Raw genomic sequence first — 15,402 nt, forward strand, 5'->3', positions numbered from 1 at the left:
GCTTAACAGGATGTGAAAGAGTACATTATTTTACTAGGTGGATAGGGTTACCTGTAGCAAGCTCAGCAGCCTCCATCACAATTTCACCTAAAGTTGGGTGCGGATGGACTGTTAATGCCAAATCTTCAGCTGTTAAACTAGACTCAATTGCCAATGCTAGTTCGGAGATCATGTCCGATGCATTTGCCCCGATAATCTGGCCGCCGATCACCACTCCATTATCTTTTCTTGTGACAAGCTGCACAAAACCTTCCGTCTCATTAAGTGCAATCGCTCTGCCATTCACGGCGAATGGGAACCTTGCAACTTCCGCTTCAATTCCTTTTTCTTTTGCACTATTTGCATCATGTCCAACTACAGCAATTTCTGGTTCTGAAAAAACAACAGCTGGCATACATTTATAATCGATAACAGCAGGATGCCCTGAGATAGCTTCGGCAGCTACTTTTCCTTCATATGAAGCTTTATGAGCCAATTGAGGTCCCGGCACGATATCGCCAATTGCATATATATGAGAAAGTGTGGTTTGACACTGCTCATTTATTTCAATTAAACCTCTTTCTGAAAGTGCAATACCAATATTCTCTAAACCAAGAGCATTTGTGTTAGGTTTCCTGCCAACACTCACGAGCAGGTAATCAGCTTTTACTGTTTGCTTTTCTCCGTCAATCACAACCTCAACTTCTACATGATCTTCTTGATCTTTAGCAGCTTCTACATTAACATTCGTTAAAATGTCTACACCTTTTTTCTTTAACCCTTTAGAAACAATAGAAGTAAGATGCTTATCCATACCGCCAAGGATGTCTTTTTGACCTTCTAAAATTGTCACCTTCACACCAAAATTAGCTAGGGCACCAACTAGTTCAACCCCTATAACACCTCCACCAACAGCAATCATACTCTTAGGGAGTTCATTCAAATTTAATACTCCAGTAGAATCTAAAATTCTGCTGGAAAATTTCATAGTTGGCAGCTCTACCGGACGAGAGCCTGTCGCTATGATTGCGTTTTCAAACGAATATATCTTTTCGCCTTCTGAGCTTTTAATCGTAACTTTGTGTGTGTCTGTAAACTCTGCTTGACCTTTAACAATTTCAACTTTATTGCCTTTTAGTAAAGTACCAATACCGCTTGTTAGTTTCTTAACTACACCATCTTTGAATGCTTGAACTTTGGTATAATCTACTTCTACATCTGATACCTTAACACCAAATACATCCAAGTGCTTCGTATTATGATAATGATGACTTGCTGTAATAAGAGCTTTTGAAGGAATACATCCTACATTTAAGCAAACTCCGCCTAAATTTTCCTTTTCTACTATAGTTACCTTTTGTCCAAGCTGTGCAGCTCGTATCGCTGCCACATAGCCTCCAGGTCCTGCTCCAATAATAAGTGTTCCAGTCTGATACTGATCAATTTCTTTCATGATTCTTCCTCCTACCCATGCACTAGATACATGCTGTTTTAAAGATTACATTAATATGAAATCGCTATCTTTTTACCGAAAGATTTCTGCCTTTATGGCTTTTTTGAAAGGTGCAGACTAAGGATTACTATTTAAGTTGTTCATTTAACATGTTTACACTTTTGCGTACCCTTATTCGTGCAGATCATTTAGAATCTTTGAAAGTATACCTTCACCAATAACTCTAAAGTGTTAAAAATGATTACGCTAGATTATGTAACTTATGTAAGTGCTTACGTAAGTATCGAAACCAAGATTGTGAATAATCGCACTTTTTAAGTTGCATAAATTACGAAAATTACTTTTGTTACGTAATTTACTTTAATTCCAAATAATATTTTCTTTTTTGCAGACGATTTATATTTAATTTGTAATCAAGCCGGCGATAAAATTATAACCAACTATGTGAAATGATTCACATTAAAATTCTGGAGGAATTCTCAATGAATCTATTAGAAGTAATCCGTACCACTGTAACCGATATGAATATTGTTAGTGCGATCACTTCCACATTATTCATTATTATGCTTGGGTACTTTTGCAGAAAGAAAGGGATTTTCAATGATCAAGTAGGAAAAATTCTTTCAAAAGTAGTATTAACTGTTGCTTTACCTGCTTTGGCTTTTAATGCTTTTATGCAGGACATTGATGAGAGAACCTTAAGTGAAGGAATAAATATTTTAATCTGGGGATTAGCCATTTATATCATACTCATTGTCCTTACTAAACCAATGTATATGAAGTTTAAAGGTGATCAGCAAGACACCCTTCGGATTTTAACCATCTTTGGATCCACTACATTCTTTGGTATACCAATTGTTGGAGCAATCTATGGAGCTGAGGGCGTTTTATATGCATCCATCTTTAATATTGGCTATCGTATTTTCCTATATTCATATGGTTATATCAAAATGAGTGGGCTGAAAATGGAAACACGAAACATTAAAGAAATGTTTTTAAATCCAATTGTTCTTGCAACATTTGCCGGTTTATTCATTTGGATGTTCCAAAGTTATATCCCGCAAGTTACTGTTTCAACAGAAGCTGGTGTCGCCTCACAAGTTGCGTTTTTACGGATTGATCAAACCGCAGTCTGGCTGCATAAACCATTGACATATTTGGCTGGTCTTGCATCACCGCTTGCTTGGCTAGCAATTGGTGCAACATTAGGATCTGTTGATTTTAAATCGGCCATGACAAATAAAGTATCCTGGTTCTATAGTTTCAATAAAATCATCATGGTTCCTTCTATTAATATTGTATTATTACTTTTATTAAACTTTGTTGGCATCATGCCTTTAAGTGGAGTTCTATTAGGAACAGTTGTCATTATGATGGCGACGCCAACTGCAACAGTTTGTGCAGCATATGCAATTAGTTTCGACAAGGATGCGGTACTCGCTTCCAACGCATCACTATTGTCAACCCTTTCTGCCGTCATTCTAATTCCTATATGGATTATTATTATCAATACAATCGGCCAAATCTTCGCATTTTAGACAGCTTGTATCATTTATCTACTCATTATGATGAATGATTTGCACCATTAACATGGAAAAACCTCTAAAATACCAGGTTAGGACACAATTACTTTACATTAGCTTGCTCACCAATGAGCAATTGTTTCAAAAATGTGTCCTACACACTGTTTATATAATTATTTTTATTAAAAAACTAACAAAACGCAAAAAGGAGATTAATACTATGACTTTAAAAGTTGTTTGCTACGGTGTTCGTGAAAATGAGGTAGAATATTTCAATAAATTAAATAAGTATAATTTTGATTTAACGCTTGTTCCTGAACTGCTTACTCATGAGAATATTGACACAGCTCAAGGAAAGGATGCAGTCTTATTAAGAGCAAATTGTAAGGCAGACAGACAAAATATCGAGAAAATGAAAAGTTTTGGTGTTAAATATTTGTTTACTCGTACTGTAGGCTATAGTCATATCGATCTTCAAGCTGCAGCAGAACACAATTTACCGATAGCATATGTACCTTCTTATTCACCAAATGCAATTGCTGAGCTGGCACTGACATTGGCTATGACATTATTAAGAAATACTGCTCATACAATTGAAAAAACTTCAAATAACGATTTTACTGTAGATACGAATATGTTCAGTAAAGAAATACGGAATTGCACAGTTGGAATGCTGGGCTTGGGCAAGATTGGTTTAACAGAAGCCAAATTGTTTAAAGGTCTAGGAGCTAAGGTTGTAGGATATGATGTATTTCAAAGTGAGGAAGCGAAGAAAACTGTTACCTTCTTAGAATTAGACGAATTATTATCAGTAAGCGATATTGTCAGTATTCATATTCCGTATATTGCAGGTCAAAATGGAAAAATGATTAATCATGATTTCTTGAGCAAGATGAAGGATAAATCAATTCTCATAAATACTGCTCGTGGAGAATTGCAAGATAATGAAGCAATTTTAGAAGCATTAAAAAGTGGAAAGCTGCACGGCTTTGCTACTGACGTTTTTGAAAACGAAGAGAAAATCTTTTTTAAGAAATTTGACAATGATAATACAGATTTAGATTTTACTGTTAAAGAGTTAACTAGTTTATATCCAAGGGTCCTTGTTACCCCACACATTGGTTCTTACACAGATGAAGCATTAACAAACATGATTGAAACAAGCTACCTTAACTTTCATGAAATGATAACAACAGGGCAGACTAAAAACCTTGTGGAAATATCTGCAGTAAAATAAAAATTTCATTTAATTTAGGTAAACACTTATAATTAGGGTATAGGTATTACCTGAAATTAACTTGACAGAAATCCATTATAACTAGAGTTAACCCTAAATATTTTAAGCTGTAAATCTATTTTCTCAAACAGCCGAACGCTCATGAAAATGTAACACCCCGTAAATGATAGACACCAAACTAACATTTACGGGGTGTTTTTTAAAGGCAAGTTCAACTTGGCAGAGACAATAGATTTGTTATTAAGAAACTAGAAAAAAATACCTACTTATATGGTAAAATCAAATGTTCTCTATCAAAGTTAATAGAAAACACTGTGATTGGACGTCCAACCGTTAAATATTTTAACTCTTCAGTTAAATACCCTATTTCAGTTAGAAACTGTAAATATTTTTTTGTAGAAATTCTCGATAAACCAACTTGTTTCGCAATGTCGTCTGTAGAAAAGGTCTCCTTATATTCATTCATAGCTGCTAATACCTTTTTCATGGTAAGTCTTGATACTCCTTTTGGTAAGCTTGGCGGTCCTACGTTCTGATAACCAGCTGTAAGAGATGTGATTTCCCCATCTCCAATCAAGATTTGGTCCAGCATCGCTTGGTCAGTTTTTTTATGTTTGGTGATTAAATCATGGTATTGAAAAAACTTTTCGATCGCTAAGCTGAATCGCTTATACGTAAATGGCTTGATCAAAAAGTCAATGACACCGAAATCTAGCGCCTTCTTAATTGTTGCCATATCATGCGCTGCTGTAATCATAATAATGGGGATTGAAATTCCTTTTTGTCTAATGTCATGTAAGAAATCTATACCTGTCTCACCGTAAAGATATACATCTAAAAGAATTAAATCTGGTATTTGCTTGTTAAGAATATTCCATAATTCCGGGATACTTTTAACGGAGGCAATAATCTCAAACTCAAACCGTTCCAAGTATTGAAGGTTTATGTCTGAAACCATCGGGTCATCTTCTACAATAATAGCCTTCATTCTTGCCCACGTCCTTTTCGGTCATAGGGAACTTCAAGGCGGAAAACAGTTCCCACATCTACTATGGATTGAAGATCTACAATACCATTGTATTGTTTCACAATTGAACGCACAGCATCTAGACCATATCCTCTTGAACCGCCTTTTGTTGAAAATCCTCGTTCAAAAATTAAATCCATCAGTTCTTCACTAATGCCAACACCTGTGTCTTGTACTTCAATGATTATGACATTTTCATCTTCATTGTATCGAAGAAAAAAGTTAACTTGTTTATTTTTTGAATCAATTACAGCCTCCTTGGCATTATCTATTAAAACACCAATGGATAAAAGGAGATCATGGAGCATTTCCCCCATTTTCATATCAGCAAATAAACAATCTGGATCAATTTGTAAATGTACTCCTTGTTCTTTCAGTTCGCTCACTTTACCTAGTAAAAAGCCGGCAATTGCTGCACATTTAATTTTTTCAGTCACAAAACCGATTTCTCTATGATAATCAGCATCTAAAATTTGAATAAAACGAGTGACATCTTCATATTTTCTTAATTCAATCAAACCAAGAATTGTATGCAATTGATTCATAAATTTATGATTTTGAGCTCTCAGTGAATCAATATATTGTTCAGTACCACTTAACTCACGAATCAATTGCTGCATTTCTGATTGATCTCTAAGTGTGGCGACCGCTCCATAAACAGAATCTTTTATATACACTTGGCTAATATTCACAATAAATTCAAACTGATTAACAACTATAACTTGATTCAATACGGGTTGTCCTGATTCAAATACTTTTTTAAAGAAGACTTCAAAAATATCTGGATCCAGCTCACCACCTCCTATTGAATCTCCCGAAAATTCAGCGAGTTTCATTAATTTAATAAAATTCTTATTAGAAAGCAGAACTTTCCCTTCTGGAGTTACAGCTATAATACCCTCATTGACAGAGTCTATGATAATGTCTCGTTCCATTATATTTGCTACAATTTCCCTAGGTTCAAGGCCTAATAAAATATTCTTTAACTGCTGTGCCAAATAAATGGCTCCAATTAGGCCAACACACAAACCAATACTTAATCCAAAGTAGAGCCGTTTTTGTGCATCCCAAAGCTCCTGATTGACATTTTCTTGAATTATACCAGCACATACTACTCCTATTTGCTCTCCATCTTCATTCAATATCGGTGTAAAAAAACGGGTTCCTTCTCCTAAGATACCTACATTTCTAGAAAAATGCTCTTTTCCATTTAATGCCTTACTGGCATCCTCTGTATTTGAAAACTGCTTGCCAATATAATCTTCATCTGGATGTGAATAGCGAATAAGATCATTATCCAGCACCACAACAAAACTTAAATCAGTATCTTCAACAATTTGAGATGCATATCTTTGAATGTCAGAATCAGAAGACGGTTCAGTTAATCCATTTATTACTCTAGTATCTTTTGCAACAACTCTCGTAATATTTCTAATCTCCTCTGTCAAAACTTCACGCTCTCGGTCTGTAATATAATAATGAAGAAAAAGTGCCGATGAAACCAAGGACGCTAATACTGATATTAAAACCAGTAAGATCGTTAATTTTTTCAGTGAAAGCTTTGATATCCATTTATTATCTTTCATTAGCATGACCTCTTTTTGGGAGATGGTATTTCACACTTATTAACTATATCTATATTTGAATACTGAAACAACAGTTGTTATATATCTTTCAATAAAGAGTGAAATTTTTATGAACTTTTCAAAAACAGCAGAATGGAATAAAACTTTTAAAAAGAGTCAACTATTATTGGAATTTATTATTATCGTTTAAATAAGTTTTTATCCAGTTTATCAATATATTTTTATACAACTCAAACTTTTGAATGTATTCTAACTTCATTAAATTATCTTGTGAAAACCAATCAAACCAAAAGACTGCTGTATGTGCCAGCAGTCTTTTGGTTTGATTAAAGTAACTATTATTATTGAATACTCTTATTGTCTATTTCAAATCAAAGCCTTGCTTATTCACAAATTCCTTCATATACATTCTTGTTTGCTTTTCAAGCATTTGAGCCATTTGACTTGACCACGTATCAGATCTCTTGCCATTTGTACGTTTATTATAGTAATCAGAAATAAATTCGTCATAAATGGATAGCTGTTCTTTATAAGATGCAAGATCTTGATTATATTCATTTTCATGATAAACATGCTCATAAGGCAAACGCTGTTTTTTATCATTTTCTTGCATTGGGTAGCCAATCGTCATTCCGAATAAAGGAATGACACGTTTTGGCGTTTTCAATAATTCTGTTACAGCTTCTAAATTATTGCGGATCCCCCCGATGTAGCATATGCCAAGACCCATTGACTCAGCAGCAATTGCTGCATTTTGGGCGGCTAAAGCCGTATCAATTAAAGCTACCATGAACTTTTCGGTACTTTCTAGAGAAGGTAAAACTTCTTTCCCCTCTATTTCACCAATTAATTCATGACGAAAAAGGTCAGCACAAAAAACAAAAAAGTGACCATTCTTAGCTACATATTCTTGTCCACCTGTTAATTCTGCCAGTTTGTCTTTTTTTTGTTGATCAGTCACTCCAATAATAGAGTATGCTTGTATAAAGCTTGAAGTGGCGGCAGACTGAGCAGAAGTAACGATCGCTTCAATTTGCTCAGCAGATAGTGCCCTGTCTTCAAAAAGTCGAACTGAACGGTGGTTTTTAAGCAATTTAATGGTTTCGTTCATAATCATTTTCCTCTCTAAAATTAAATGACTAGATTCAGAGATATAATTTTCTGCTTACCGACTGGAGAATTTAAAGGGCATGCTTATATTAAGTGCAATTTCACATAATCCTAAATTATCCAAATAGTCAAATCTCTAATATTCTAATTGTATATCATTTTGTTATGATGCAAAATACTCCCGCGGTATTTGTTCAAAAATTGACATATTTCTATTTAGGATGACTTTGGTTCGTTATTTGCCATGACAACATTATTTGAGTTCATATAAGAATTCTGCAAGTAATTGCCCTCCATTATTCTACTATTAAATCAAAAGTCTGAAAGTTCAAAGTTTATTCAAGAAAGCAATTTTTTTGTTCATAAAAACAGCGGTATGTATGATATATTAACCTTTATTATATTGTTGAAGGGGAATAACAATGAATTTCATAGAAAAGTTTCAAACATTTACCATTTTAATTGCTGTAGGAATTGGCCTTTTATTAGGGCAGCTTTCTATCTCTGAAAACCATGCTGAAACGTTCATTCTGCCCTTTCTGCTGTTTATGTTATTTGGACTCTTTTTAGCGATTCCATTAAAAGGGCTAAAGAACGCATTTAGGAATATAAAGTTTCTGAGTACTAATGCTATTTTAAATTTTGTCTGGACTACCCTTTTAGCATGGGGATTAGGAGCGGTTTTCTTATGGGAGAACCCTCTTTATTGTTTCCGTAGTTTCTTCCCTTAATTTCTTTAATACCTTTGACGCCGTCAACTTTTAAAATCTCTTCTTTATAAAAATTCAGCTTATCTTCATCAAATCCATCAGACAATTCATGTGTCGCCTGTTTAAATATAGCCCAAACTGTTTTACATATTAATAGTCCTACGATGAAGGCTGTTACTGGGTCTAGCCAAGGCATTTTTAACTGGGAGCCGAAGATGCCAATCGCCGTTCCAATACTCACCCATGCATCTGATATATTATCTTACGCTGCCGACATCACAGCAGAGCTTTTGATCTTTAAGGCTAGATTTTTATTATAGCGGTAAACAAAATACATGATGACCGATGACACTAATCCAACGTATGCGGCCATGATATCTGGGGATTCTCCTTCCCCTTTAAACAAAGATGTTCCCGCATCAAATAGGACCTTCAAACCAACTGCCATCATAATAAAAGAGGCAACCATGGATGCAATTCCTTCACTTTTCCAATGACCGTATGTATGATTGGCATCCGGTGGCCTTTGAGCAGCCCTTAATCCTTAATCCAATTAATACAGCAGACGCAATAATATCCGTTGTATTATTCAGCCCATCTGCTTTTAGGGCTGCTGAATCGCTTAAATAACCTGCCACTAGCTTATATATAGACAAGATATAAGCAACTAAACTAATAATTGCTCCTCTTTCCCCTAATTTCAAACCTTTATATTTTTGTTCCTCCATCCAATCAACTCCCTGGAAACACTAAATCTTATAGTAACAACCAGGCTTTGTGTGGGTCTAGAGATACCTTTTTGACCGATTATATAAAATATAGGAGAAGGTAAATAAGTTGGATAAGGCAAAATTTCATTATTTTCGTTTAATTGTTTTATAAAGATAAACAATCTGCCTGTATGATTCGTTCTTGCCCCTTTTGTAAAAAGAAGAGGATGTTTTTGGCTTATTTCAAATGTAAAAAATAAGTGATTTCCACGGAGGGCGATGCGGATCCTTCTAGTCCTGGGTGCTCCCGCTCCTTCAGCAGAACATTGATTAAACTCCAATATAACAACTTTAATTAGAGGAGATGAAAAATAAAAACGCTGCCTAATCAGCAGCTGGATTTTGCAATAGATATTTTTTTATCAGTATGCAGGGATATGAAAAGCCTCTTATTTAGTTTTCAACTAAATTGCACTAGCTGGCAGTATTATTACATTTTTGGTGCTGTCAGATGCTGGTCAAATAAGTCTATAATTTCTATAAATCTCTCTGCTTCTCTAAACGTATGGTCTGCTAGAAGGGGGTGAATATTGCTTTTAATTCGGCATGCTTCTATCAAATCTCTTGCTGTTTTCTTAAAATCTCTTAATGAGACAACCGAAATTCTATTTTGATCAAGAAATTGATCCAGAATTGGCACTGTTTCAGATTGCGGCCTCATGGAGTCTAGATCAACTGCCTGGAATACTAATTGATCAAAATCATGACTGAATTCATTGGCTTGTTCGACTAGTTTTCTTTCGGATGGGTCTAGGAGATGTCCGATAAATTTGGCATGATCAGCCATAATTTTCAAGAAAAATAAATTTTCCTGGATAATTTTATCCGGCGCTGGTGCAAGTTTTCCCTGGTTAAGCTCTTTTAACCTGTTTGCAAAATAGGCAGCTTCTCTGCTAACATGGTCAACTAATAATGGAAAGTTATTCGTTCTGATTTCACAGCGCAAAGTTAACCCTAATACTTTTCTCTTATAAGCCCAAATCGATACAGCTGCCTGATAAACCTCATTGTTAAAGGCTTGTATCTGGCGGATATCTGTATTGACAGTAAACTTCGCCAGCCTTTCCTCAATCCGTTCAAACAGTGTAATAAACTGCTGAGCTTCTTCTATTAATTGCTGCTGTTCATAAGTAAAACCAAGGCTTAAAAACAATGCATGCTCCTTCATAATCCTTGACCAAAACTGAATTTCATCAAGTGACCTAGCCACAATTGGATTTGCCACAACATCCACCCCTTATAAAGACTTCACATCCATTATATTTGTGTGGATTTGTCCATATTCTTTTGATTCATCATGTTTTTTTCTTATTTTCCGAATTAATAAGCAGTAACATTTTATATCGGCTTATAAATGATGCTCACTTTAATAGTGCGAGTATATATTTAATAGGATCGCCTTGTATCATCATGAGATTTTCGATTATCACTATACCTCTCATCTATTCATATAGCTTTAATACCTCTTGCTGCGGCCACTTAGTGGCATTATTCGTCTCCATAAAGTAATCTAATTGCCACTTTTGTGTTTCAATAGCTTGTTTGCCTGTCGGGTGATCCCATCTAGGATATACTCTTATGGCCATTTTTCCTTTAACAGAAGCTGTTTTGAGGATTTTCTGTTTTAAAAGAACTTCTTTTGGAAACACAAACTGGCCAAATCTATTAGCAGTAAAGGTATTAATCACCAATAAATCGGCCGCTTTTTCATATGAAAAAGCCTGATTAAAAAATGCCTCATCTTTTACCCAAGTGGAAACAAAATGTCCAAGCTTTTTAGGACTTTCTTTTGCCACCCTGAATCGGACAGATTTACTGTTCAGATCGAAGATGCCAGCACCATACTCTGCATTTTGAGCTTCCTCTCTTGCATTTTTTATAACTAAATGATTGGGTTCATAAATATTTTCATTAATAAAGTTTAAAATTTCAAAAAAAGAATTCATTCTATTCACTCCCTACTTCTAATTCTTTTAGAAAAGGTCTTCTAATTTGTACTATATTTAATTCTACGATATCCTAAAATACAAATATACGTCCCTATAAATACAAACAAAAAAGCCTAACTAGCCAAAACATAAGTTAGGCTTTTCTATATAAAAATTCAGTATTTCTCTCAAAGAGATGTATTAAACAATAATATCTCTTTGATCAATATTCTTTATAGACATGTATGCGATTATAAATCCAACTAACGAAAGAGTAATAGGGATAAAAATAATCGAATACAATGTAAATCCATTTATATTCTGACAAACAATAATAGAAACAAAGATGGACGAAACGATTGTAGCTGGAACAGAGTATTTCTTTAAACCGAAATAAAGCGGAATTAAGCTAATAAAGCTTGCAGCCAGTGCATTCATGACCATAACGCCAAGATAGCTGATAATCTCTGCCACACTAATAGACTGGGGTAAAATGTCTGTATACATATTAAACAAGTAAAAACCGCTGACCACAAACATAAAGGAGAAAACAATTGCTAAAAATGTAAAGATCACCGTCACAAGCAATTTGGCAATCAGTATTTTCTTTCGTTTGATCGGATACATAAAAAGAACATTAATGGTCTTATTCTTAAACTCGCTTATTACCAATTGTGACAGCAAAACAGCCGCAAAGATGATAAATGTGGCTCTTATGAGTGTTTCGATGATTTGTATCGCCGTATAATCATCTGTCATGACGATATTTCCCTCAAGTGTTTCCACATATACAATGAGACAAATAAGGATCAGAATAACTGCATTGGCAATCAGCGCACCTGATATATATTTTGTCAGTCCAAACTTCTGCATTTCCAATTTCATCAGTTTAAGCACTGATCCCGCCTCCATTCATTAAAGTAAAGAAGTAATCCTCTAACGAACTGCTCTTATAATAAATCGACTCAATCACTGCTCCATGCTTTAATAGCGCTTCTGAAATAACATCTTGAGGGATACTTAAATCATAAATGCGGATAGTCATTGGACTCAGCACCTTGATATTGGTTATGTTTAAATGATGCTCCAAAATCGAAGTCGCTTTGCTGGTATTATTTGTCATGATTTCAATATAGTCTTTATTCTTTTCTCGTATTTTTTCCATTTCAATTTCTTCAATTAGTTTTCCCTCAATAATAACGCCAATTTTATCTGCTATCTGTTCGATTTCTGCTAAGATATGGCTGGAAATCAATATGGTTATGCCATATTCTTTATTAAGCTTTTTTAACAAATTCCGGATTTCTTGAATGCCTACAGGATCTAATCCATTGATCGGCTCATCCAATATGAGCAATTCAGGTCTTGTTACAATTGCCCGGGCAATTGCTAATCTTTGCTTCATTCCCAAAGAAAATTCTTTTACTGGCTGTACTCCGCTGTTCATCAGCTTCACAATCTCCAACGATTCGTCAATGGCATTCTTATTGTGATAGCCCATATATTCACAGTGAATTTCTAAATTTTTTCTTGCACTCAGCTTTTCATAAAAGACCGGCTGTTCAATGATGGACCCTATCTTGCCTAAAATCTCATAGGATTCAGCAGTTAGCGGGCTGCCGAATAAACGAATTTTCCCCATGGTCGGTTTAATTAAATTAGCAGCCATCTTCATCACAGTCGTTTTTCCCGCTCCGTTTGGCCCGAGAAAACCATAGATCTCGCCTTTATTCACCGTCATATTCACATTTGAGACAACCTCTTTTTCATGAAAAACCTTTGTTAGCTGACGTGTTTCTATTATTGTCTTCATACATCTTCTCCCCTTTCCTTCACGATCTCGGTCTGATTATTTCTAGTCATTGATTTTTCCCAGATAATAGTAATGATCATTGTCACCACAATAAAAACAGAGCTTAGAATAAACGGATATATCCTATTTACATCATAAACGACTCCAGCAATGGCTGGACCAAGGATGTTGCCGACACTCATATAGGCATTGTTCAAGCCCATTGCAAACCCTTGTTGCTCTCCTGCCAGCTTTGAAATTAGTGCATTAACAACAGGTCTCAAAATCGATGTTGCCAGAAAGATGAGTAAGGTAATAACGAAAAATAGCTCATATTGATTTACTAGCAGCGATAGAAAAAAGCTCACGGCAGCCAGACCTAAAAAGAAATGAATCGTTTTATATTCTCCAAATTTCCTCACCATTTTTTCAACAAAGAGCAATTGTACAATGACACTGACTAATCCTGTCGAAGTAATCATGACTGCAATTTGCTGTGGAGAGGCTTCAAATCTGCTTTCCATAAAGAGCGAAAGTACAGATTCATATCCTACTAATCCAAAACTCATAACCAGTGAGATGAGAAGGGGCATAAAATAAGGCAGTTTAACTGACAGCACTAATTTTGCATGCAATGACTCTTTAGGCTGCATTTCTTTCGGTGATTCATGTTCCTGTTTCTTGCTTTCTCCCAATAAAATAAAGGAAAATATGACTGCTGCGGCTGATCCTATTGCTGCAGCTAAAAATGGCATTTTCAGTCCGGCACTTGCAAGAAAACCACCGATCCCAGGCCCTATCACGATTCCAAGCGACATGGCAGCCGATATCAAACTATGGCCTTTTGCACGCTGTTCGACTGTTGTGATATCAGCTATATAAGCAAAAATGGCCGGAATCAGCATAGCGGCACCTAGGCCGCCAATGGCACGTGAAAGATAATGAATCCAAATCAGGTCTGTCATATAAAACACAACCATCGAAAAAGACAATATCCCTAATCCATAAATGATGATTTTCCGTCTTCCGTATTGATCGGCCCACTTTCCCGCTAATGGAGAAAACAATAATTGCGAACCAGCAAAAAATGCGATCAGCAGCCCTGCTGCCGTTCCACCCTGATGAATGGAATGCAAGTATTCTGGCAAAATCGGAATAATGATTCCAAAGCTTGCATTTGCAATAAACATATTAAACATTAAAATAACCAGTTTTCTCTGCGCATCTCCAGACATACAAACTGCCCCTTTCTGTGTATCCTGATTACAGTGTAAGGAGCAAAGTTTCTTTTTCCATTCGTTAATTCTTAAGAATTTCTTAAGTTTTAAAATGACTGATTAAAATGATGCTGAACTTCCGATCGTTTGACTGAGAAGGAAAAGACTGTTTTTTTCCAAGGTTGGCTTGTGATTTGAATGGTGCCTCCCAATTTTTCTACGAGACGCTTGGTTATCGTGAGTCCAAGGCCGCTGCCTTGATACGACTTATTCCGTGAATCCTCGAGCGTATACATCCTTTCAAAAACCATGTCCTGGAACGGCTCTTTAATGCCTTTGCCTTTATCCCATACATCGATATAAATATCGTCTGGTGTTTGTCTGATCTCTAATCCAACAGCCATCCCATCCCCGCCATGTGTGATGGCATTTGATATAAGATTATTTAAGACCCGTTTCAATGCTTCTTCATTCCCCATCACATATATCGGCTGCTCTGGAATTTCAAAATGAACTTCAATGCCTTTTTTGCTGAAGATATCATAATATTCCAGCAGACTTTTCTGGCAGATATCATTTAATTTAATGTTTGTGATCGGAATCTCCTTATCTCCTGACTCTAATTTGGCTAAATCGAAAAATTTATCAATAAGGGTAATGACCTCAACAGATTTATTATGAATTTTCGCCAGCAGCACGTTCCGTTCTGCCGGATCCAATTCAGCATCCATTTGTACCATTTCCACATAACCTAACGTCACCGTTAAAGGCGTTTTTAAATCATGCGAGATATTCGAAATCATTTTTTTCATCGACGATTTGGTGCTCGTATAATTAGCTAAAGCAGTTTTATGCTTTTCTAACAACTCATTTAAATCCATCGTTAGCTCGATCAATTGCTGATCATCTGTAAAAAGCAGCAGCACTTCATCTGATGATGATTCGCTGATGATTCCGCGCAATTTCTTATGCAGCTCCTGCAATTGTTTAGTACGTTTTTTGTTTAAATGGTATTGAAATAAAATCATACCTGTTAAAACGACAGTCGTAAGGATGAACAAAATGATCAT

At 35.5% G+C, this 15,402-nt stretch carries 12 protein-coding genes and 2 pseudogenes; 3 read left to right on the top strand and 11 right to left on the bottom strand.

Translation table 11 applies throughout. From position 1 onward, the window contains the following. Window positions 1-25 precede the first annotated feature (25 nt). Window positions 26-1,432, bottom strand: coding sequence for a dihydrolipoyl dehydrogenase (gene lpdA, locus F7732_RS04270; RefSeq protein ID WP_151572391.1), 1,407 nt, complete (start codon window positions 1,430-1,432; stop codon window positions 26-28). Window positions 1,433-1,914: 482 nt separating this feature from the next. Between lpdA and F7732_RS04275 the strand changes: the two genes are divergently transcribed. Both F7732_RS04275 and F7732_RS04280 read left to right on the top strand, forming a co-directional pair. Next, window positions 1,915-2,970 carry an AEC family transporter gene (locus tag F7732_RS04275; protein WP_066445504.1) on the top strand — a complete coding sequence of 352 codons (1,056 nt, stop codon included), beginning with the start codon at window positions 1,915-1,917 and terminating at the stop codon, window positions 2,968-2,970. Window positions 2,971-3,175: 205 nt separating this feature from the next. Beyond that, window positions 3,176-4,192 (top strand): NAD(P)-dependent oxidoreductase, encoded by a 1,017-nt coding sequence (locus tag F7732_RS04280; RefSeq protein WP_151572392.1) that lies wholly within the window; start codon window positions 3,176-3,178, stop codon window positions 4,190-4,192. Between the two features lie 262 nt (window positions 4,193-4,454). Here the strand turns inward: F7732_RS04280 and F7732_RS04285 are convergent, their stop codons facing one another. The 3 genes from F7732_RS04285 to nfsA form a co-directional block, all read right to left on the bottom strand. Then, on the bottom strand, window positions 4,455-5,180 hold the full coding sequence (locus F7732_RS04285) for a response regulator (RefSeq protein ID WP_151572393.1): 726 nt from the start codon (window positions 5,178-5,180) through the stop codon (window positions 4,455-4,457). Further along, complete coding sequence (locus F7732_RS04290; RefSeq protein WP_151572394.1) at window positions 5,177-6,805, bottom strand: ATP-binding protein; 1,629 nt, start codon at window positions 6,803-6,805, stop codon at window positions 5,177-5,179. The genes F7732_RS04285 and F7732_RS04290 overlap by 4 nt, the downstream gene beginning before the upstream one ends. Window positions 6,806-7,166: 361 nt before the next feature. Next, window positions 7,167-7,916, bottom strand: coding sequence for an oxygen-insensitive NADPH nitroreductase (gene nfsA / locus F7732_RS04295; RefSeq protein ID WP_066445486.1), 750 nt, complete (start codon window positions 7,914-7,916; stop codon window positions 7,167-7,169). Window positions 7,917-8,337: 421 nt separating this feature from the next. Here nfsA and F7732_RS23340 point away from each other — a divergent pair. Then, a pseudogene (locus tag F7732_RS23340) lies at window positions 8,338-8,616 on the top strand (arsenic resistance protein); the annotation flags it as partial. A 1-nt stretch (window position 8,617) separates the two neighbouring features. Here F7732_RS23340 and F7732_RS04300 read toward each other — a convergent pair. The 7 genes and pseudogenes from F7732_RS04300 to F7732_RS04330 form a co-directional block, all read right to left on the bottom strand. After that, a pseudogene (locus F7732_RS04300) lies at window positions 8,618-9,353 on the bottom strand (cation diffusion facilitator family transporter); the annotation flags it as partial. A gap of 472 nt (window positions 9,354-9,825) precedes the next feature. After that, window positions 9,826-10,620 carry a DUF2935 domain-containing protein gene (locus F7732_RS04305; protein WP_151572395.1) on the bottom strand — a complete coding sequence of 265 codons (795 nt, stop codon included), beginning with the start codon at window positions 10,618-10,620 and terminating at the stop codon, window positions 9,826-9,828. A gap of 217 nt (window positions 10,621-10,837) precedes the next feature. Further along, window positions 10,838-11,341, bottom strand: a complete 504-nt coding sequence (locus F7732_RS04310; RefSeq protein WP_151572396.1) for a MepB family protein — start codon at window positions 11,339-11,341, stop codon at window positions 10,838-10,840. A 183-nt stretch (window positions 11,342-11,524) separates the two neighbouring features. After that, window positions 11,525-12,220 carry an ABC transporter permease gene (locus F7732_RS04315; protein WP_240056525.1) on the bottom strand — a complete coding sequence of 232 codons (696 nt, stop codon included), beginning with the start codon at window positions 12,218-12,220 and terminating at the stop codon, window positions 11,525-11,527. Next, the gene (locus F7732_RS04320; RefSeq protein WP_151572397.1) at window positions 12,213-13,136 is read right to left on the bottom strand and encodes an ABC transporter ATP-binding protein; all 924 of its coding nucleotides are present in this window, start codon (window positions 13,134-13,136) and stop codon (window positions 12,213-12,215) included. Before F7732_RS04320 ends, F7732_RS04315 begins: the two co-directional genes overlap by 8 nt. After that, window positions 13,133-14,350, bottom strand: coding sequence for an MFS transporter (locus F7732_RS04325; RefSeq protein WP_151572398.1), 1,218 nt, complete (start codon window positions 14,348-14,350; stop codon window positions 13,133-13,135). The genes F7732_RS04320 and F7732_RS04325 overlap by 4 nt, the downstream gene beginning before the upstream one ends. A gap of 89 nt (window positions 14,351-14,439) precedes the next feature. Then, complete coding sequence (locus tag F7732_RS04330; RefSeq protein WP_151572399.1) at window positions 14,440-15,402, bottom strand: sensor histidine kinase; 963 nt, start codon at window positions 15,400-15,402, stop codon at window positions 14,440-14,442.

It is taken from the genome of Bacillus mesophilum (genome assembly GCF_008923265.1).
In the GTDB taxonomy this organism is placed as follows: domain Bacteria; phylum Bacillota; class Bacilli; order Bacillales; family Cytobacillaceae; genus Cytobacillus; species Cytobacillus mesophilum.